The sequence below is a fragment of the Acinetobacter sp. LCT-H3 genome (assembly GCF_001866125.1).
Lineage (GTDB): Bacteria > Pseudomonadota > Gammaproteobacteria > Pseudomonadales > Moraxellaceae > Acinetobacter > Acinetobacter schindleri.
In genome coordinates, this window is sequence record NZ_MODX01000003.1 from 40,277 (window position 1) to 60,082 (window position 19,806).

Consider the following 19,806-nt stretch of genomic DNA (forward strand, 5'->3'; position numbering starts at 1 on the left):
TGCGTATATGGAATGAACTCATGCTGACGGATCTGGATGACTTTTATTGTTTTGCTCAAGTCGTAGAACATGGTGGCTTTAGTGCAGCAGAACGCGCCACTGACATTCCTAAATCCAAACTCAGTCGCCGGGTTTATAATCTGGAAGAACGTCTTGGTGTTCGGCTAATTCAACGCAGCTCACGTCATTTTGCCGTAACCGATATCGGTATGAATATTTACCGTCATGCCCAGGTTATGCTCAGTGCCGCCCAAGCCGCCCATGATCTGGTCGATCATCTCAGTACTGAACCACGCGGCATTATTAAACTCAGCCTGCCAGTATCCATTGCACAAAACGAAATCGGGCGCATTCTTCCTGCATTCCTGAAACAATATCCTGAAATCAAAATTCAGATGATGGTCACGAATCGTCGTGTGGATATCATCAATGAAGGTTTTGATATTGCCCTACGCGTCCGTTCCAGTCTGGATGATGATCCAAATCTGGTAATCCGTCAGTTTGACCAGATCGAACAACATCTATTTGCCAGTCAGGGCTATCTGAATGAATTTGGTCATCTAAAAAATCCGGAAGAATTGTCCGAGCATAAAATCCTGAGCATGGCGGATGAACATACTGAACAGTTTTTGATATTACACAATAATATGCAACAACAGAAAAAGATCCGCGTTATGCCAACAGTACTGGGCTCCGATCTAAGCATGCTGGCACAACTGGCTACTTCAGGCTGTGGTATTACCCTGTTACCTGATAACGTCGTGCAGCAATATGTGGAACGTGGTGAACTGGTACGTGTACTTCCGGAATGGAAAGCAGCTCATGGTATTTTCCATATGGTTTATCCGTCACGTCGTGGCTTGTTACCTGCTGTTCGGGTCTTTATCGATTATCTGGTTGAGCACCTGCATCATGATTAGATTAATGAGCATCTAAGTAAAATAAAATAATAAGTAAAAAAAAGCCCATCTACGGAGGATGAGCTAGTCAGAGTCACTACAGCATTAAGGGGTAACAATATTTACTCTGTAAATCAAAAAATATATCGCTCTCTTATCTCTTAAATTATATGCGCACTAATAAATAAAAGAGATTGATACAGCCTATCTATCTAACTCATATAAATATAGAGAATGAATCTCATTTGCACCACTGCAAGTCGTACTATTTTGTATTGTTTTGAAAACGTATGTGTGTGCTCATTTACAATTAAAAAAAACACTGATTTTTTAAAAATCAGTGTTTTCATAATCAGAGATTTATCTTTTATTTAGATTGCAGAATAAGAGCCCGTGCCTTCTGGCCATGGAGATAACAATTCAAAGCCAGTGTCAGTCACATAAACCATATGCTCCCACTGCGCAGATAACGATTTATCTGCAGTCACCACTGTCCAGCCATCTTTAAGTTCTTTAACACGCGCTTTACCCAGATTCACCATTGGCTCAATAGTGAATACCATGCCTTTTTTTAGCACCAGACCCTGACCCGGTTGACCATAGTGCAAAATGTTTGGCTGTTCATGGTACACCTTACCGATACCATGACCACAGTATTCACGTACGATACTATAACCTTCGCGATGTGCCACAGACTGGATTGCATAACCGATATCACCCAAGGTTGCACCCGGTTTTACTGCATGAATCCCGGCAACCATGGTTTCATAAGTGGTTTCAACCAGTTTTTTTGCTTCAGCCGAAGGCGTACCGACATAGTACATTCGGCTAGTATCACCAAAATAGCCATCTTTAATAATCGCAACATCGATATTGATGATATCGCCATCTTTTAATACGGTAGTTGCTGATGGAATGCCATGACACACCACTTCATTGGGTGAAATGCAGGTAGTCTTGGTATAACCGTAATACCCCACATTCGCCGGAATAACTTGGAGTTTATTCACAATAAAATCATTACAGATATCATCCAGATATTCTGTCGTGACACCCGGCTTCACATGCTCTCCGATCATTGCTAAAACCTCAGCAGCCAGACGGCCCGATATACGAAGTTTTTCGATATCCTGTTCAGTTTTAAGACTTATCGTCGAAGCTCTCATGTGTTCATCCTCTTGGTCAATCCTTGAATTATAGACCCTTTTTCTGAAAGATGCGGTGAATTCCTTCAATAACAGCGATCGGAAAATGTATATTTAAAACATGTATTGTTTATAGATTAAACAAATAAAACTATTCAGGATTTTTTAGAAATATTGATAATTTATGATGATTTTTATAATTTATAAATTTATTTGATTGAATTCATAAATTTATTTTAACCAAACTTCTACCCATCAGTTAAACAGAAAATCACTCAAAGAAATTCATCGAAGCTCAAGCCAAAAGGTGCTCCAAAAATCAGCATATTTCCTTTAAAATCGCTTTCTTTTTTGCGTTTATTCTCCCTCTATGACAAGTCTCCGTACTCGGGATATTGTTGCCTTAGGTTTTATGACCTTTGCACTGTTCATCGGTGCCGGCAACATTATCTTTCCACCGATTGTGGCTCAACAAGCCGGTGAGCATGTATGGTTAGCTGCTCTAGGTTTCCTGGTTACTGCAGTTGGCCTGCCTGTTATCACCATCGTGGCATTGTCTCGTGTTGAAGGTTCAATCCAGATCTTAAGTTCACCTTTAGGTAAAGCAGCAAGTCTTTTACTGACCGTAGTTTGTTATCTCACTGTTGGACCTTTATTCGCAACACCACGTACTGCAACCGTTTCCTATGAAATTGGTTTCTCCTCTTATTTTGGCAATGAGCCAAGTAATCTGCTGATCTATAGTGTGATCTATTTTGCAGTAGTGACACTGGTTTCGCTGTACCCAAATAAAATTCTGGATACTGTGGGTTACTTCCTGTCTCCATTGAAAATTATCGCATTGGTCATTTTAGGTGTGGCCGCAGTTCTTATTCCTGCCAGTAACCCACCTGCTGCGATTGGTAATTATGTTTCTAGCCCGGTCACTGAGGGCATCGTCAATGGTTATCTGACCATGGATACTTTGGGTGCCTTGGTCTTTGGTATCGTGATTGTGCGTGCAATTACTTCTCGTGGGGTCACTGACCGTAAGCTGATTACCAAATATGCGGTAAATGCTGCCATTATTTCCGGGATCGGCCTAACCTTGGTTTACCTCAGCTTGTTTAAATTGGGTCTGGGTAGTCATGAAGTTGCCCCAAATGCTGCCAATGGTGCGATTATTCTGCATGCTTATGTACAACATGCCTTTGGTGATATGGGTGCCTATTTCCTTGCAATCATGATCTTTGTTGCCTGCATGGTAACTGCGATCGGGCTGACCTGTGCATGTGCTGAATATTTCTCATCGATTACCCGTTTACCGTACAAAGCCTTTGTATTTGTTCTGGTTGGCTTCTCGCTGGTGATTTCAAACCTTGGCTTGACCAAACTGATTGCCGTTTCTGTGCCTGTACTGAGCGCGATTTATCCGCCTGCAATTGCAGTGATCCTGCTGAGCTTCTGTGGACATTTCTTTAAAAAGCCTGCTCAAGTTGTTGCACCCACCACACTGGTTGCATTTATTTTCGGTATATTTGATGGTCTTAAAGTTGCCGGTTTTGATTTACCTGCTGCACTTCAGAATTTGCCGCTTTCTGAGCAAAACATGGCATGGCTTATCCCTGCCCTGATTGTTCTCGTGATTTCAGCTTTGATTGACCGTATCAGAAACTAATCTTTCTGCGCAGTGTCAATAAATCGTCTTTTTACCCAGAATACGATTTAAGCGTGATCAATAATTGTCAGGTTTTACCCAAACGGACATTTATTGGTTCAATTCACTGCATGATTATCGCTAAGCAAGCGCTCAGTTAAAAGTAGATAAAAATTTAGCTGATACACAATTTAACCATTCGTTTAGCTAAACTAACCGAATCATTTCCAAAATTATTCAATTTCATTTACTTATATCAATATTCTAACAAATTTTATAATTCTTCAGCATCCCGCATACATGTGCTTAAATTCTCTGCCGACCAAACTACATATTGTGGCGTAAAATTTGCATTTTCCTGCTTGTACCATTTAAATTTTATCACCCAGCACTGCCTTAAACCCTAATTTAAGCATTTAAATGGTTCAGGTAAATTACTGTACTTTGACAATTTTTATAGCTCTACGACTAAAGTTGCTGTATTTCACCAGAACAGTCATCCGGAGCTATTGAAAAGTTCTGGTATTCGAAGTACAACTGTATGTTCAATTCTGATCAATCCACTCAGTTTTGGACATCAATAACACTAAAAATAGGAGGGATGGAGATGTTATCAGTACATTTCAAAAAGCAAGTCTTCATTGACGCTCTTAAAGCCAATTCTAACCTTGTGGTGTTTCTAAGCACCACCTTTGCGCTGATGTTGACTTTAATCGTTCACTGCGTAATTCAAGGCAATTTAAAGCCAGAGTATTTAGCGTATGCGCTGATCGTCTCGGCTGCATTTTACCTATGGGTGGTCATTGACCAGAAATATCGCTAATCAACCTTGATGTTGAACCACATGGATGAATTCGCCACTCATCCATGTGGTAGAAGAAAAAGAAAAGTCCAATTCAAGTATTTCTCCTTCCAATCAGAATAAAAATAATCTAAAACAGCCCGTGTGCTGCGCCCCAAAGTAAAATTCCTGTTCCACCCAGCTCTGCCACAATTAACCCTATCATCGCCAAAGTCATTAATATGCCCGGTAACTGAACCTTGCCCAATTGATGCGGTTTTTTGAATTGGTTGGTGGTGTCTTTTAGGATGCCATGCAGAATATAAGCCCCAATTGAGAAGCTGAAAAAAGCCAGATTCAATACTACACAGATCAGATTTATAGTCTCTGAAAATTGAGAATAATAAGCCAATACCGCAAGAATTAGTGCTGCTGGTGCATACAGCAAGCTGCTACGATGGGCAATATCGACATAATAATGTGCCCGTGACTGGGCTGAATTGCGGATCTGCAGATATTTCCACACTCCTGTCAACATCCCTACCCATAAGAAAATTCCACTAAATAAAATTGCCAGTTTAACTGCCAGACTAAGCTCGATTAGCTGCATATCCTAATTCCATTATGTTCATTATTTTGACTTTTTAGTCATGTTTTAAAACCGCTCCTACCCGGAACTGGTGTAGATTAATTCTTGATAATGATCCCAAAAATATAGTGTAGCGCATGTCCGAATTTGAAACATTGACCATTAAGTGCAAGGATGGCTATCCATTGACAGCACGTTTTTACGCCACCAATGCAGCTAGCCGAAAAGCTTTACCTATATTAATCTGCCCGGCGACCGGAATTACAGCACAGTTCTATCACAGTTTTAATGTGTGGCTGCAGGCACAAGGTTATGATGTATTGTGTTTTGACTTTCGCGGTATTGGTCAGTCCTTAAATGGTCCTTTAAAAAAATCTAAAGCCAGTATTGTGCAATGGGGACAACTGGACATTCCGGCTGCAATTGATGCGCTATTAGCTAAGACTCAGGCAGCAAAGGTTATCTTACTTGGGCATAGTGCTGGTGGACAGCTGCTGGGTATTGTCCCAAACTATGCCAAAGTGGAAAAAGTCGTAGCAATTGCTGGATCGACGGGTCATGTTAAAGGTTTAAAGGGTCGCACCAAATTACTAGCACCAGTGATGTTCAATATCATTTTCCCATTGGCACGTATCACCAAAGGCTATGGTCCAACTCAAGCGATTGGTATGGGTGAAAACCTGCCAAAAGATGTGGCGCGTGAATGGGCAGAATTTTGTAGTAAACCAGGTTATATAATTAATGCGATTGGTAAAAAGATCGCACCAGCACATGACTATCATGCTCAGATCACCTGCCCGATCACATCAATGTGGGCTTCGGATGATGAAATCGCCACTCAAGCGAATGTCAAAGACTTGCTGCGCTTATATCCAAAAGCAGCCACAGAAATGATTGAGCTAAAACCCCAAGAATATGGTCATAAAGGGATTGGCCACATGCTGATGTTCAAGAAATCTCATCAAAACTTATGGCCAGTGATTGAGCAACAGTTATCTGCCTAAAGATGATTTAAATGGCTATTGATAGGTTAATGTGCTTTAATACGCTCAGTATGAGATGAGCCTCTTACAGTATGTGCCTCAGATGTGCATACGACTAGCCCCTAACCATGGGGCTTTTTAATGTCTATATGATTTTGAAGTCGTATTAAAATTTAACCGAAAAATGCAATGATACTCTGAATCACCACAGCATTCACAATATCAATAAAAAATGCACCACACAGCGGTACGATTAAAAAGGCTTTATGTGATGGACCATAGCTATTGGTGACCGCCTGAATATTGGCAATCGCAGTCGGGGTTGCTCCCATACCAAAACCACAATGCCCTGCTACCAATACGGCTGCATCGTAATTTTTTCCCATGATTCTAAAGGTCACAATTGCGGTAAATAAAATTAGTACCGCTGTCTGCGCAAACAAAATGGTAATGAGCGGGCCTGCCAAATCGGCCAGCAACCAGAGTTGCAGTGAAAGTAAAGCCATAGATAAATACAAGGACAATGACGCATTCCCAAATACATCAATGGCACGGTCGAAAATATCGACTTTCAGTACATGCTCGAGGAAGTTACGTACAATCACCCCTGTCCCTAAAGCCCAGACAAAGGTCGGCAGTTCGAACCATCTTCCCTGACTAATCTCTGTCATTTCATTCGCAACAAAAATACATAGTGCAAACATTCCCAAAGTCGACACTGCATTACTGGCTGTAATCAACCGGGTTTTCTTTGGATATTCGAAGGGTGCGGTGTTGATACTAGTATCGAGTTGTTGTTCATTGGTCTCTTGTGCTACTGTCTCTGCCAATTGATTGCGTTTAATCAGGAATTTGGCAACCGGACCACCCATAAGCCCACCAATAATCAAACCAAAAGTAGCACTGGCCATACCAAGAACAATTGCCCCTTGGATTCCATATTGAGTTTCAAGCACTTCACCCCAAGCACCGGCAGTACCATGACCCCCTGTTAAAGTAACAGAACCAACAATCAAATCAATCAATGGATCAAGCCCAAGTGCTGTGGCTAAGCTCATGCCAACCGCATTTTGTACAACTACAAATAGAATGACACAGACCAGAAAGATCAGCAGTGATTTCCCACCTTCTTTGAGCTTGGTAAAGTCTGCACTTAAACCAACAGAGGTAAAGAACATCAGCATTAGAATGGTTTGAATTTCTGAGTCAAATGTGGCACTGATATTAAAAAATTTATAGAGAATAAAAGCTGTAATCGCTGCGATTAGACCGCCGATTACAGGTTCAGGTAAGTTATAGTTTCTAAAGAAGCCAATTTTACTAACAAGATACCGCCCAATAAAAAGAAAAAATACCGCAATCACCAAGGTGCCAAAGGCATCGATCTCATAATTCATAACATTCCCTATTGGCTTTATTTTCATACAGTTTTAGGAAAATAGTATGAAAAATCAATTTTAGAAATGTTATGCAAGTTACTGTTTCTAGTAATTGTTTAATTTAGAGCCCGAACAGGTGCAATTAATACAATGGAATATCATAGATCCAGTTGCGCGCTTGCTGGTCTGTGATACTTTCACAGACATAATAATCATGATCCCAAGCGTCTTGATGGAAGATTTCCTTTTTATAATAAGTCACGTGTTTACCATTTTCGATACAGATAAAACTGTCGCCTTGGTCTTTGACTTGGGTTCCATTGAGGAACCCACCAATACAGAGGAATCGGGATTGTTTGGGCATAGTTTATTAATTAAAATTATAAAGATGTAAAATCATTCTCTTTTAAAGCATATTTTTCAATAAAATCTGTATATGACTTTAAATTTTGAATAGTTTTTTCGATATCAATTAATTTTGAGGCCTTATCTTTAGTCAAGTATTCAGCCGTAAGAATTGTCATTGTTTCGCCGTTACCAAAACGTGCTGGTTTTTTAAAACTTAAGTTCTCTTGCTTAGCCTTTTCTATATAATATTTATAACAATAATTTCTAAATTTTGTGTAATTTTCAGGTTTCAAAGCATTTATTTTCAAAACAAGTTTATCTTCTTGAATTTGAAGGTATTGCCAACAGCTCTCATTTTTTTGAAAAGCCCACCAATACCCCATGAACCCACCATTTTGATTAGGGACATATCCCCAATCACCACGATTTAATTCTTTTTGCAAATACTTAAAAAATCCTACCCAATTTTTATGATTCCATTCTTCTTTATGAACATATGCATTAACTTCATTTTCTATAGAATATATATAATCTTTGAAATCATTAAAAATATCACTTGGTATAGACGTATAATTGTCTAATACAGAAATTAATCTATCTCTAGAAAAAATCTTAAATCCATCTGCTATTTCTTTTTTATAATTTGACTGGTCATGCGTTTTAAAAAATATTGCTAAAACGTTTTCTTCACCCACCTCTGAAGAAATAATATTTCTATATCTGGTTAGTTGATCTCCATGAGATTTTGTTGCAGTTTTATCTTCAATGACAATAGAATAATTATTTAATTTTAATAAGATATCTATATTTTGATATTGTTTTGAAAGACTAAATTTTTCAATATTCTTTGGCATTTCCTTATTTTCTAATTTAAAAAATTCTGATATTAAGTTTAAAGCACAATTTTTTAAATCCTGATTAATATTATTATATTTAGGATTTGCATGATCTAATAGCCAAAAAATAAAAGCATCTTGTGATAATTCTTTTGTTGCATATGTAAATATATTCGGTTTATGCATTTTTATACTCAAAAAAATAAGGGCTGATTACTCAGCCCTTATCTTATACCGCTTATTACTTAATTAACAAAGAATTAAGCTAATTGAGCAGCAGCAATTTTCTTAGTATCGATGTCTTTAGCAGCATCTGTATACTCGCTCATCTTGTCGAAGTTCAAGTATTGGTAGATGTCAGCAGACATGCTGTCGATTTGAGCAGCGTACTGTTGGTATTCTTCTGGAGAAGGTAATTTACCCAATACAGCAGCAACAGAAGCAAGCTCAGCAGATGCTAGGTAAACGTTAGCACCTTGACCTAGACGGTTCGGGAAGTTACGAGTAGAAGTCGATACACAAGTCGTGTTCGGCGCTACACGTGCCTGGTTACCCATACATAGTGAACAGCCTGGCATTTCTGTACGAGCGCCAGCTTTACCATAAGTATTGTAGAAACCTTCTTCCATCAATTGGTGTTCATCCATACGAGTTGGAGGAGCCAACCATAGACGAGTAGATAAAGAACCGCCAGGAACTTTGTCTAGAAGTTTACCAGCTGCACGGAAGTGACCGATGTTGGTCATACAAGAACCAATGAATACTTCATCAATTTTCACGCCTTGAACGTCAGAAAGCAGTTTTGCATCATCTGGGTCGTTCGGGCAGCAAAGAACTGGTTCTGTGATTGTAGAAAGGTCGATTTCGTACACTTTAGTGTATTCAGCATCAGCATCAGCTTTAAGAAGTGATGGATTTTCCAACCATTTTTCCATGTTCTCAACACGGCGCGCCATAGTACGAGCATCGCCATAGCCTTGTGAAATCATCCACTTCAGCATAGTGATGTTAGAACGCAGGTATTCAGCAACTTTCTCTTCAGAAAGCGTGATCGCACAACCAGCCGCAGAACGTTCAGCAGAAGCATCAGAAAGTTCGAATGCCTGCTCAACAGTCAGGTCAGTTTCCATTTCTGTCAGGTCGATCTCAAGGATACGGCCAGAGAAGATGTTTTTCTTACCTTTCTTCTCTACAGTCAGGTCACCTTCTTGGATCGCTACGTAAGGAATCGCATGTACTAGGTCACGTAGAGTGATACCAGGTTGCATTTTACCTTTGAACTTCACAAGAACAGACTCTGGCATGTCAAGTGGCATAACGCCAGTTGCAGCAGCAAATGCTACCAGACCAGAACCCGCTGGGAATGAAATACCAATTGGGAAACGAGTATGCGAGTCACCACCAGTACCTACTGTATCTGGAAGAAGCATACGGTTTAACCAAGAGTGGATAATACCGTCACCTGGACGTAGAGAAACACCACCACGGTTCATGATGAAATCAGGAAGCGTGTGTTGCATTTGAACGTCAACTGGTTTTGGATACGCAGCTGTGTGACAGAAAGATTGCATTACCAAGTCAGCAGAGAAGCCGAGGCAAGCCAAATCTTTAAGTTCGTCACGAGTCATCGGACCAGTTGTATCTTGAGAACCAACAGTTGTCATACGTGGTTCACAGTATGTACCTGGAACAACACCTTGACCTTCTGGAAGACCACAAGCACGACCAACCATCTTCTGAGCAAGCGTAAAGCCTTTGCCAGTTGCAGCAGGTTGTACTGGTGTACGGAACAATGTAGAAGCAGGAAGACCTAATTCTTCACGTGCTTTAGTAGTCAAACCACGACCAATGATCAGGTTGATACGGCCACCCGCGCGAACTTCGTCTAGAAGTACTGGAGTTTTAAGATCAGCTTCAGCGATTTGAGCACCGTCTTTGAACGCAGTTACTTTAGCAGCAGCTTTGTCGATCTTAAGCGTGATTTCATCGCCCATGTTCATGTTTGCTACATCGATTTCAACTGGTAATGCACCAGCATCTTCCATCGTGTTGAAGAAAATCGGAGCAATTTTAGAACCTAAGCAGTAGCCGCCTTCTTTTTTGTTCGGAATGTGCGGAATTTCGTCACCGAAGAACCAAAGTACAGAGTTAGTAGCAGACTTACGAGAAGAACCTGTACCAACAACGTCACCTACGTAAGCAACCTGGTTGCCTTTCGCGATCAGTTCTTTGATCTGGTTTAATGGACCAACTTCACCAGGAACTTCTGGGTTGATGCCATCACGTACGTTTTTCAACATTGCATTTGCGTGCAATGGAATGTCTGGACGGCTCCATGCGTCTTGTGCTGGAGACAGGTCATCAGTATTCGTTTCGCCAGTTACTTTGAAAACTGTCAGTTTGATTTCTTCAGGAACGTCTTTACGGTTTGTGAACCATTCAGCGTCAGCCCAAGATTGAAGAACTGCTTTCGCGTTTGCATTGCCTGCACGTGCTTTGTCGGCAACGTCATGGAACGCATCAAATACAAGAAGAGTTTTCTTCAACGCTTCTGCAGCAAGTTCACCTAGTGCAGCGTCGTCTAAAAGTTCTACTAAAGGAGCAACGTTATAACCACCAAGCATAGTGCCCAGTAAGTAAACCGCACGTTCTTTAGAAACTAGTGGAGAAGTCGCTTCGCCTTTTGCCAATGCAGCTAAGAACGCAGCTTTTACGTATGCAGCTTGGTCAACACCTGCAGGAACACGGTTTTCAAGCAAGTCAACTAGGTATGCTTCTTCACCCGCTGGTGGATTTTTTAATAATTCAACTAATGCAGCAGTTTGAGCATCGTCAAGTGGCTTCGGTGGGACTCCGAGTGCGGCACGTTCTTCAACGTGTTGGCGGTAAGCTTCTAGCACGGTTTATTCCTCTTTTTTAAAAAATTATCTGTGAATTCCTACTTTATAAAGCTTCACAAATAATATGGACTCTCAAATTTTACTAAAATTCCAGTTAAAAGTTAATGCAAGTAAAGTGTTTCTTTGTGATGCTCATTATTTTGTAAATAAATGATGTGCATAATGATTATTTGATAATCAAAAATCTGTTTTCTTGCATAAATTAAGCTCCAATTGAGCACTTTTAGCTGAATTTCACTTATAAAAAAGGCAACACGAATGTTGCCTGAGTTATAAGAAAAAAGATACTCCACCTTAGTGTACTGTGCTTGTGCTCAAATATTGGTTAAATGCATCACGACAGCCTTCAAATTTGAGTACACACTGGTCTTCGTAGGTGCCGTTATGATTGTTACTGGCAAAGGAAATATCGACCAGATAGAGTTTTTTATTTTGATCAAGAATACGTTTTAAACTGACTTTATCACCAACGCTCAGCACGTAGTTTCCACCACCAATGATCGCCATGCCCTGTTCATCTTCGAGCAACAGGTCTGCATGATGTAAGTATCCCACAACGTTCATAATGCTGCTCCTTTTTAATTATTTTGGAGATATTTTCATTATTCGATATTTAGATAAGTATTGCTATATTTTAGATTTAGAATTTGTCACAAATTGTACAAAAGGCTTAGGCTATTTTTATAAGAGATCAGTATCAGATAAATAACTTCTTTAACTTTGCATAAAATAATTTAAATATGGCAAAGCTATAAAAAAACCGTTCCTTAGAACGGTTTATAATCTGGCAATTCATCATGCGGTGTCGCAATACATTTTTCAGTATATTCGGCACGGATTTTTTCACGCGATTCTTTTACATCTTTGGTGATTTCATCCAATGGCATTTTATAAACATCATCAATAATGGTCATGACGAATGCTTTGGTGGTTTCATCTTCAACCTTGCTGGCATGTTCAACAGCTTTTTCTTTCTCAATGCCATTTTGACGGTCCAACATGATACTGCGTGCAGCATTGCCCACACTACGACAATAACCTTGCCACTGCTCTTCAGGGGTGAGTGGTTTCTTTTCGGCACAGCCAGCCAAAGCCACCAAAACAGATAAAGCAAATAACTTTTTCATGAACTTCTCCTTACGCAGGGCAATATAAAAGATCACAGCGCATTTGTCATTTAATTTGCCAAGTCCGACTGTAACAAAAAAGCCCTCTACAGGGCTTTGTTGTCAAAATGATTTAACCACAGCTGGACTGAACAAGTTTTCCAGTTTTTGGATCTACGGTGACCGTAACACGGTCTTCACGGAAATCCATAGTTACTGCTTGTCCCGGTTGTATCATACGCACAATTTTAGCTTTGGTTTTGGCTTTGATTTGCGCTTCACTCAGACCAGACTGACCGATCAGACTATGTGCTGCTTCAGACAGGCAGATGTCCTGATTGCTACGATACAATGCCCACTCCTCCACCACTTTACCATCTGGCAGATGGCAATAGGCCACCTGACCATCCACTTCATTATGGATATCAAGCTTCCCACCTTGATCCACACAATAAGCACTGGCAGGATTCGGCATGCCAATACGCGGTGTTTCTTCCAGCTGCTGTGCTGCACATCCTGTTAATATGGCGATCAACATGCCCAGATACATAATTCTTTTCATTGGCGATCTTCTTCTAAAGGCCCATTCCGACTTAATTTAACATAGTCATACCCAATAAAGTTTATCTAAATGTATGTAAATCAATGTTGAAGCTACTCTCAGCGATAAATCATGATGCTTTTATATTGCCCTGCTGCAATTAAGCCACAAGAATACTTAGTAATCTGGTTTGAGTGATATGCGGGTTTAAGCTAAAATTTGCTTGAATTTTAAACTTTTCTGCGGCTATGCAAGATCCCCAATTCTCGCTCAAGGAATATCTCTCTACCGTGCAGGAGGTGATTAAACTCACCTTCGATACACCGGTATGGGTCAAGGCAGAGATACGCAACCTGAATATCAAGGCAGGTCATTACTATCTGGAACTGGCAGAAAAAGATCCTGACAATGATCAGGTGATTGCCAGTTGCCGTGCCACCATCTGGAAATTTGCTGCACAGAAAATTGTGACTCCATTTGAACGGGAAACCGGGATTGAGTTAAGTCGTGATTTAAATGTTCTGATTAAGGTCAAAGCCAGTTTTGATCCGCAATATGGCTTTTCCCTGAATATTGTTGAAATGGATTCCAGTTATACCCTCGGTGATATCGCCCGACGTTATCAGGAAATCGTACAACGACTCACGGCAGAAGGTTTGATTGAACGCAACCGGCAATTACCAACACCATTCGACCTAAACCGGATTCTGGTGATTGCTCCTGAAAATGCTGCTGGTTTAGGTGACTTTAAAAAGGATGCAGATGCACTAGCGGATGCACAGGTATGCGAGTTTGTTTATCACTCGGCGACTTTTCAGGGAAATACTGCACCACAAAGTATTCGCCAAAGCCTGGCACAAGGGCTGAAACAGTGGGCAGAAGATTACACAACGGCGCCTGATTTAATCGTGATTATCCGCGGTGGTGGTGCAGTCAATGATCTGGCCTACCTGAATGATTATGAACTGGCTGCCCTACTGTGTAAGCGTAGTGTGCCAATCTGGGTTGGTATTGGTCATGAAAAAGACAGGACCATTCTGGATGAAATTGCACATCGTTCCTATGATACCCCGAGTAAAGTCATCGCTGGGATTCGCAATCACATTGTGGAGCGTGTGCAGGATGTCATTACCAATCTGCAAATTATTCAGCGTAGTTCCCGGCAGCAGATTCAGGCCTATCAAAACCAGAATGATCAATTGATGACATTGATTCAAAGTATTGCCAATGCCAAAGTCTCGGATGCTTTCAAAGAAGTTACTCAATTGAAATCTAATATCAGCAATTTGGCCCGCCAGCAAACCCGAATTGCACAACAACAGATTGAAGCCTTGTTACGTGAAACGCTGATCCAGAATCCGAAAACAGTACTTTCCAAAGGCTATGCCATCGTCCGTCAACAAGGTCATGCTGTGCGTTCAGTCCATGAACTTGAAAGTGAGGTGCAGGTCGAAATGCAGGATGGAATTTTTGTAGCCACTATCACACAGGTAAATCCACATGAATAATGACAATACTTTAAGCTTTAAAGAAGGCTATGAAATTCTAAAAAGGAATGCGGAATTATTGGATGCCCAGCAGGAACCTGATATTGATAATCTGATGAAGATTGTTGAGGAATCCATGGCAGCCTATAAAGCCTGTAAGACACGTGTCGATGCGGTACAACAGGCATTAGATGACACTTTTAATGAATAAACTTTAGGTTCTATCTCCTGTTATGTTTATTTTTTAGCGCAAGTAATAAGGTTTAAAATATAACTTAGGCTATTTTTCGAATATAAAAAGCCTTCATAAAGAAGGCTTTTTTAGATGAGAACAGTCTATTTTTGCTCTCTTAGCGGATTTTCAGGCTCTGCATTGGGTTTTTTCTCAGGCTTAACATTCTTATAAGAAGCCTGATTACCCTTATCATCGTTGGATTCTTTATGTGGCGTAACATCTTTATCTGATTGCTCTGATAGATTGGTCATATGTGTTCCTTTACTCAATATACTTAACCCATAGATATGACAGATTGGGACCCGACATCAAGGCTAGAAATGTTATACATCTTTATCATTTAAAAAAGACAACAGTTGCTTCAACTCCACAATTAAAAAAAGCCCTCACTTGAAGGGCTTTTTTTTCTTTTAGAAACGCCAGTTATAGAACAAGTCGATAGCTCGTTCGAGAGACTGACTCGCTTCCAGATATAGACGCTGATTCATCTGATAACGCAAAGTCAGTTTATTCACGGGGGTAAAGACACCTACACCATAGCGAATATACAGGTCTGGCGTAATATAACCGGTAACTGATACCTGGGTATCATCGCCTGTACCCTGTGCATCCAATGCCAGACCACTTAAACCAAAAGTACGACCAATCTGGTTGGTCAATGCGCGGGTACCACCTAGACCCAAACTGATCACCGCAGCGGCAATGGTATTGTTAACATCAGACCTGAAACTTTCAGACTGGCTTAATGCTGAACTACCTTCATTGATCCGGCCGGTGATCAAGGCATTTAATGCTTCCTGTTCAGACAAGCCGGCATCGTTATACACCTGAATAGCAGGACTTGAGGCTGTACCGGTAACACGTACACCTACGACACTACCCTGTACAGATTTATTGGCATCAATATCCAGGGTCGGATTAGACAATGGACCGTTAAAACGGGCAATGGCACGGTTCAGATCCAGACTTTGACCATACGCTTCGATTTTTACCCGCTGGGACACACCAATCGCACCATTGGCACGCATTGCTGTTTCCAGACCACGTTGAGACAGGTTCACCCGGCCAATCAATGGAATACGGCTATCAAAGCCCTGGAAGATCACCTGATTACCCAGTGACACCGCAACATCAGCACGAATATCCCATGGACGTGCCGATTTTAGAATTGCCAGCTGATCCTGACCTTCCTGTACGACACGGACATCTGAAGAAATATTAACGACCGGTTTAGACGCTTCCGGCATGGAAATCAAAGCACGTGGAACTTCTATTGAACCATTCAGGCTGAGTTTCTTGTTAAATGGATAAAGGTCCAAAGCCAAATCTGGCGTGACGACAGCTGTAATCAGTGGTGCCTGGCGTATCAGCAGATTTTCACCTTTGAGACGTAACTGAACACGTGGATCGTTTTTCCAGTCCACCGAACCAGTCAAGCGGCCTACACCACGACCACTGTTAAATGCACCATTAATTGTCGCAGAATCCTGACGTACAGATGAATACAGTTGCACATTGGTCAGATTCACTGGCAGGGAAATCATACTGATCGCCCCATCTTTTACGCGAATCTCACCGTTTAATAATGGCTGGGTTAGTGTACCGCCGATCTTACCCGCATAAGACAAGGTGCCTTCCAGTGTACGCACATCCTGAATAAATGGCTTGAATACTTTCAGCTGTACTTCGTTAAAAGCGACTTCACCACGCATCGGTTTACTGTCACGATATGGATCAATAATGACATTGGCATATCCCGTTCCGATATCCGGTGTTTTCACATCCAGACGAATTTGCAAGCCATCTGCAACACTTTTCGCGACCAATCCGACTTCATCATATTTCAGGGTCTGACCCAGATATTGCGGATCTTCAGCGGCTAGCCCCACCACACCATTTCGGGTGACAAGTCGCGCATCAATCTTCGGTTTCGCACCTTGCGCCCATGTTGCACGCGCGTAGCCATTGACCTTACCGGTAATTGCCAACCCTTCAGGCATGAACGCACTGAAATCATTCAAGTCTAGGTTCTGGGTCTGGAATGAGACACTACCACGTGTCTTGTTGACACGTATTGGCCGGTCAAAGCACAACTGACTTTGCTGGCTCATCCAGCAATGCGCACCGACAAACAGATCTGACTGTGCTGTGTTATAGATCACAGAGGCATTCTGACGCTGTACCAGACGCGTACGCAGAGAATCGAAATCACCATTTTGAATTTGCCCCAGCCAGTTGTTTTGTGCATTAAAACCACCGGCCAACTGTACATAAAACTTGGACAGTTTGTTTTCTGCCTGAACTTTTAAGATATGCGCTGCACGTGTCCCAGCTAGAGATATTTCACCGCGGGTAATCTGACGATTACCACTACGCAGGTTATCCATGGTTGCGGTAAGCAAGGTTGGTGTGTTTTGTGAAGTTGGCAACTGGCCTTGTACCCGGATTTTCTGCACGCTAAACAGATTATTAAAGGCAAAATCATCGACTGCAAGGTTGGTTGAAGCACGCAAACGTGGCTGCGCCTGCATATTGATATAACCATATGCACGACCACGCAGTCCTGGATATAACTCATAGAGCGCTGGCGCATTCACCTTGAGTTGAAGATTCTGTGCATTACCGGTTGCCTGAATCTGGTTACTGGCATAAGACAGGAACAGATTATTGGCTTCAAACTGCTGTGGTACAAATCCGCTCTGTTTGTTATCAATAATCATCGACAGATTACCTGTACCACGTACCGGCTTGTTATTCAGTATTCCGGCAAGATTAAGACGTTCAATCTGAATACGTTTCAACGCATCTGACCATACGCCACGGGTTTTCACATTTCCCGATAGCTCACCTTTGACACTGGAAGCAAAATATTGTGGCTTAAAGCGAACCAGTGAAGCATTGATATCCCAGCCAAAACCATTCGCTAGATTCACCAGACCACTGGCATTGATCTTGCCGGCAATACCATCATGCCTGAATTCATTGATTTTCAATAATTCAGGTGTACCGGATACCTTGAATTTGAGTAGACCTTTACTTGCAGCGAACTGGCTGGCATTTAAATTGCCATCATAATTTACTGCATAGCCCTTGAAGCCACCGCCCCGTTTTTCATCATGGAATAACAATGATGCCGTACTGCTACCGGTCAGTCGCACTGTTTCATTTTGACCAGTAAGGCGTCCTGTCAGATCGATCGCTTTTAAGTTGATAATCTGCTGATTTGGCTTGGCATAACCACTCGCTGTAACGCGACCATTGAGGCGATCGACTGGTGATGCTGCTGCCAGTGCCTGCGTATTCAGATCTTTGGCATTTAGCACAGCGCTCCATTTTAACTGGCGTTTTTTATCCGGCAGTTCTACTACGGCGTTACCGGTGAGGCCACCACTTTGCGCAGCATAGCTAAAGCTTGGCACTTTGAGAATGTTATTCTTCAGATTCAGTTTCGCCTGATACATACCTGTTGGCAGCATACCCTGCTCATGGGCAGCCACCTGCGTTGCCACAAAGATGTCCTGCTGACCTTCAGTTAGCGCCAGATTTACATCTCCGGATTCGCTCTTTAACCAGCCTACATAAGGCACTGCACGGTCGATATTCTTCCATGCCACATTCATCAGCATCGGCTGGGCTTTTTTATTTTTCGCTTCGTTCTGATCCAGCTTGATGTTCCAGGTTTCATAACGATCGAAATCAACCAGCGCTGTCAGGTGTAAACCTTTTTCCAATGTCCCTTTAGAAGCGATATTTCCATCCAGACTTGGTGGCAGAAAGTCCTGCACGACCTGTGGAATCACTTTATCTTTAGGATTAAGACGATTCACACGGCCAGACACATCCCAGGTCACCTGATCATGCCAGCTGACCATACCTGCCAGACTGACTGAACCTTTCATTAATTGTCCATTAAAGTCAGTAATATTCAGCTGATTGACCAGATCTGTATGCATCATGGCATTGTACTGGCCTTCCGGAATATCCTTGCCGCTCAGGTCTGTATTGAGATTAATATTCAGTTTTTTGATATCGCCATTAAATTCCGCCATACCATCTTTGGAGAATAGTTTCTGATCTTCCAATATTGGCCAGTGATACTGCTCAAATTTAAGTTTACCAAACATCGGCACATGTGAATTCATCGGATGAATCACGGCCCAGCCAGTCAGCAAGTCTGGCGTATAGGTGGCAACACCGGCTTCAATAGTTTCTAAGGTGCCTCGGGCTGCTATACGAATATCACGAATATTCAGGCTATTATTTAATGATGGAATATTCAGTACGCCAGTCGCATTCAGTGGATATTTACCATGGAAGTCCATATCACCTGTGGCATCATAAACATACAGATAGCCCATATTCATGCGCGAATTTTCGAAGGTTAGCTTGGTTCCAGACCAGAGTCCCTCATTAATCACCACATCATAAAAATCAACTGAAGAGCTATGTGTTTTAATCAGCAGGTGATCCAGATCCAGATGATCGACCCGCAATACAAATGGCAAACGAATATCATTATAAGAAAACGGCTTATCACTTGGCGGATTCTTGCTAATGACCTGCATATTGCGCATATCTGCATTATTTAAATGAATTTCCCGTTTAAGAATTGCCCGCCAGCCTAAAATGACATCGGCACGGTCAATTTTGACATCAACCGATTTGAGCGTCACCAGCACATTGCGCACAATAATGCCGCGCCACAGATTACCGCCTTCATATTCATAATGAATAATCTGCTGACGTTGCAATACCTGATCCAGTAAAAACTTGCTGCCACGATCCGTCGAGAACATGATCGCCAGTGCCGCGAGTAAAAACAGAATAGAAAACAGCACCGACAGTAAGATGCTTCTTAAAATACGGCGCTTTTTAGGTAAAGGCGTATTTTCCGGCTCTGCTTCTTGTGGTTGCTGGTTCTCGACCATGTTCTTCCCAAAT

At 41.6% G+C, this 19,806-nt stretch carries 17 protein-coding genes; 6 read left to right on the plus strand and 11 right to left on the minus strand.

The window, feature by feature from the left end; all coding sequences use genetic code 11:
* Positions 1 to 20: 20 nt before the first annotated feature.
* Positions 21 to 920 carry a LysR substrate-binding domain-containing protein gene (locus tag BK820_RS02720; RefSeq protein WP_071320026.1) on the plus strand — a complete coding sequence of 300 codons (900 nt, stop codon included), beginning with the start codon at positions 21 to 23 and terminating at the stop codon, positions 918 to 920.
* A 350-nt stretch (positions 921 to 1,270) separates the two neighbouring features.
* On the opposite strand, the gene map is transcribed toward BK820_RS02720, so the two are convergent.
* Entirely contained in the window at positions 1,271 to 2,065 is a 795-nt protein-coding gene (gene map, locus BK820_RS02725) for a type I methionyl aminopeptidase (RefSeq protein WP_071320027.1), read from the minus strand.
* A 349-nt stretch (positions 2,066 to 2,414) separates the two neighbouring features.
* Between map and brnQ the strand changes: the two genes are divergently transcribed.
* Together brnQ and BK820_RS02735 are read left to right on the plus strand one after the other, a co-directional pair.
* Entirely contained in the window at positions 2,415 to 3,701 is a 1,287-nt protein-coding gene (brnQ, locus tag BK820_RS02730; protein ID WP_071320028.1) for a branched-chain amino acid transport system II carrier protein, read from the plus strand.
* 586 nt (positions 3,702 to 4,287) lie between these two features.
* Positions 4,288 to 4,503, plus strand: a complete 216-nt coding sequence (locus BK820_RS02735; RefSeq protein WP_004893017.1) for a hypothetical protein — start codon at positions 4,288 to 4,290, stop codon at positions 4,501 to 4,503.
* Positions 4,504 to 4,612: 109 nt separating this feature from the next.
* Here BK820_RS02735 and BK820_RS02740 read toward each other — a convergent pair whose 3' ends face one another.
* The gene (locus BK820_RS02740) at positions 4,613 to 5,071 is read right to left on the minus strand and encodes a hypothetical protein (protein ID WP_071320029.1); all 459 of its coding nucleotides are present in this window, start codon (positions 5,069 to 5,071) and stop codon (positions 4,613 to 4,615) included.
* 116 nt (positions 5,072 to 5,187) lie between these two features.
* On the opposite strand from BK820_RS02740, the gene BK820_RS02745 reads away from it, so the two are divergent.
* Positions 5,188 to 6,054: an alpha/beta hydrolase family protein gene (locus tag BK820_RS02745; protein ID WP_071320030.1), complete on the plus strand. Its 867-nt coding sequence runs from the start codon at positions 5,188 to 5,190 to the stop codon at positions 6,052 to 6,054.
* Between the two features lie 152 nt (positions 6,055 to 6,206).
* On the opposite strand, the gene gltS is transcribed toward BK820_RS02745, so the two are convergent.
* The 7 genes from gltS to BK820_RS02780 all read right to left on the minus strand — a co-directional run bounded on the left by gltS (position 6,207) and on the right by BK820_RS02780 (position 13,164).
* Positions 6,207 to 7,430, minus strand: coding sequence for a sodium/glutamate symporter (gltS, locus tag BK820_RS02750; RefSeq protein WP_071320031.1), 1,224 nt, complete (start codon positions 7,428 to 7,430; stop codon positions 6,207 to 6,209).
* Between the two features lie 124 nt (positions 7,431 to 7,554).
* Positions 7,555 to 7,776: a hypothetical protein gene (locus tag BK820_RS02755; RefSeq protein ID WP_071320032.1), complete on the minus strand. Its 222-nt coding sequence runs from the start codon at positions 7,774 to 7,776 to the stop codon at positions 7,555 to 7,557.
* Between the two features lie 16 nt (positions 7,777 to 7,792).
* Positions 7,793 to 8,782, minus strand: coding sequence for a PD-(D/E)XK nuclease family protein (locus BK820_RS02760; RefSeq protein ID WP_071320033.1), 990 nt, complete (start codon positions 8,780 to 8,782; stop codon positions 7,793 to 7,795).
* A gap of 74 nt (positions 8,783 to 8,856) precedes the next feature.
* Positions 8,857 to 11,496: a bifunctional aconitate hydratase 2/2-methylisocitrate dehydratase gene (locus BK820_RS02765; protein ID WP_004892994.1), complete on the minus strand. Its 2,640-nt coding sequence runs from the start codon at positions 11,494 to 11,496 to the stop codon at positions 8,857 to 8,859.
* A 294-nt stretch (positions 11,497 to 11,790) separates the two neighbouring features.
* The gene (locus tag BK820_RS02770) at positions 11,791 to 12,060 is read right to left on the minus strand and encodes a hypothetical protein (protein ID WP_004815762.1); all 270 of its coding nucleotides are present in this window, start codon (positions 12,058 to 12,060) and stop codon (positions 11,791 to 11,793) included.
* Positions 12,061 to 12,263: 203 nt separating this feature from the next.
* Positions 12,264 to 12,623 (minus strand): hypothetical protein, encoded by a 360-nt coding sequence (locus BK820_RS02775; RefSeq protein ID WP_004892990.1) that lies wholly within the window; start codon positions 12,621 to 12,623, stop codon positions 12,264 to 12,266.
* A 112-nt stretch (positions 12,624 to 12,735) separates the two neighbouring features.
* Positions 12,736 to 13,164 carry an I78 family peptidase inhibitor gene (locus BK820_RS02780; RefSeq protein WP_071320034.1) on the minus strand — a complete coding sequence of 143 codons (429 nt, stop codon included), beginning with the start codon at positions 13,162 to 13,164 and terminating at the stop codon, positions 12,736 to 12,738.
* 227 nt (positions 13,165 to 13,391) lie between these two features.
* Between BK820_RS02780 and xseA the strand changes: the two genes are divergently transcribed.
* On the plus strand, positions 13,392 to 14,651 hold the full coding sequence (gene xseA / locus BK820_RS02785) for an exodeoxyribonuclease VII large subunit (RefSeq protein ID WP_071320035.1): 1,260 nt from the start codon (positions 13,392 to 13,394) through the stop codon (positions 14,649 to 14,651).
* Positions 14,644 to 14,841 (plus strand): exodeoxyribonuclease VII small subunit, encoded by a 198-nt coding sequence (gene xseB, locus BK820_RS02790; RefSeq protein ID WP_071320036.1) that lies wholly within the window; start codon positions 14,644 to 14,646, stop codon positions 14,839 to 14,841. Before xseA ends, xseB begins: the two co-directional genes overlap by 8 nt.
* 125 nt (positions 14,842 to 14,966) lie before the next feature.
* Here xseB and BK820_RS15450 read toward each other — a convergent pair whose 3' ends face one another.
* Positions 14,967 to 15,116, minus strand: coding sequence for a hypothetical protein (locus BK820_RS15450; RefSeq protein WP_004892982.1), 150 nt, complete (start codon positions 15,114 to 15,116; stop codon positions 14,967 to 14,969).
* A gap of 159 nt (positions 15,117 to 15,275) precedes the next feature.
* A complete protein-coding gene (locus BK820_RS02795; protein WP_071320037.1) occupies positions 15,276 to 19,793 on the minus strand; it encodes a translocation/assembly module TamB domain-containing protein in 4,518 nt (1,505 codons plus the stop codon).
* Between the last annotated feature and the right edge of the window lie 13 nt (positions 19,794 to 19,806).

Bases quoted from the DNA above. Each gene is read 5' to 3' on its own strand.
- BK820_RS02720 (WP_071320026.1), top strand. From the start codon at position 21: ATGCTGACGGATCTGGATGACTTTTATTGTTTTGCTCAAGTCGTAGAA.
- map (WP_071320027.1), bottom strand. From the start codon at position 2,065: ATGAGAGCTTCGACGATAAGTCTTAAAACTGAACAGGATATCGAAAAA.
- brnQ (WP_071320028.1), top strand. From the start codon at position 2,415: ATGACAAGTCTCCGTACTCGGGATATTGTTGCCTTAGGTTTTATGACC.
- BK820_RS02735 (WP_004893017.1), top strand. From the start codon at position 4,288: ATGTTATCAGTACATTTCAAAAAGCAAGTCTTCATTGACGCTCTTAAA.
- BK820_RS02740 (WP_071320029.1), bottom strand. From the start codon at position 5,071: ATGCAGCTAATCGAGCTTAGTCTGGCAGTTAAACTGGCAATTTTATTT.
- BK820_RS02745 (WP_071320030.1), top strand. From the start codon at position 5,188: ATGTCCGAATTTGAAACATTGACCATTAAGTGCAAGGATGGCTATCCA.
- gltS (WP_071320031.1), bottom strand. From the start codon at position 7,430: ATGAATTATGAGATCGATGCCTTTGGCACCTTGGTGATTGCGGTATTT.
- BK820_RS02755 (WP_071320032.1), bottom strand. From the start codon at position 7,776: ATGCCCAAACAATCCCGATTCCTCTGTATTGGTGGGTTCCTCAATGGA.
- BK820_RS02760 (WP_071320033.1), bottom strand. From the start codon at position 8,782: ATGCATAAACCGAATATATTTACATATGCAACAAAAGAATTATCACAA.
- BK820_RS02770 (WP_004815762.1), bottom strand. From the start codon at position 12,060: ATGAACGTTGTGGGATACTTACATCATGCAGACCTGTTGCTCGAAGAT.
- BK820_RS02775 (WP_004892990.1), bottom strand. From the start codon at position 12,623: ATGAAAAAGTTATTTGCTTTATCTGTTTTGGTGGCTTTGGCTGGCTGT.
- BK820_RS02780 (WP_071320034.1), bottom strand. From the start codon at position 13,164: ATGAAAAGAATTATGTATCTGGGCATGTTGATCGCCATATTAACAGGA.
- xseA (WP_071320035.1), top strand. From the start codon at position 13,392: ATGCAAGATCCCCAATTCTCGCTCAAGGAATATCTCTCTACCGTGCAG.
- xseB (WP_071320036.1), top strand. From the start codon at position 14,644: ATGAATAATGACAATACTTTAAGCTTTAAAGAAGGCTATGAAATTCTA.
- BK820_RS15450 (WP_004892982.1), bottom strand. From the start codon at position 15,116: ATGACCAATCTATCAGAGCAATCAGATAAAGATGTTACGCCACATAAA.
- BK820_RS02795 (WP_071320037.1), bottom strand. From the start codon at position 19,793: ATGGTCGAGAACCAGCAACCACAAGAAGCAGAGCCGGAAAATACGCCT.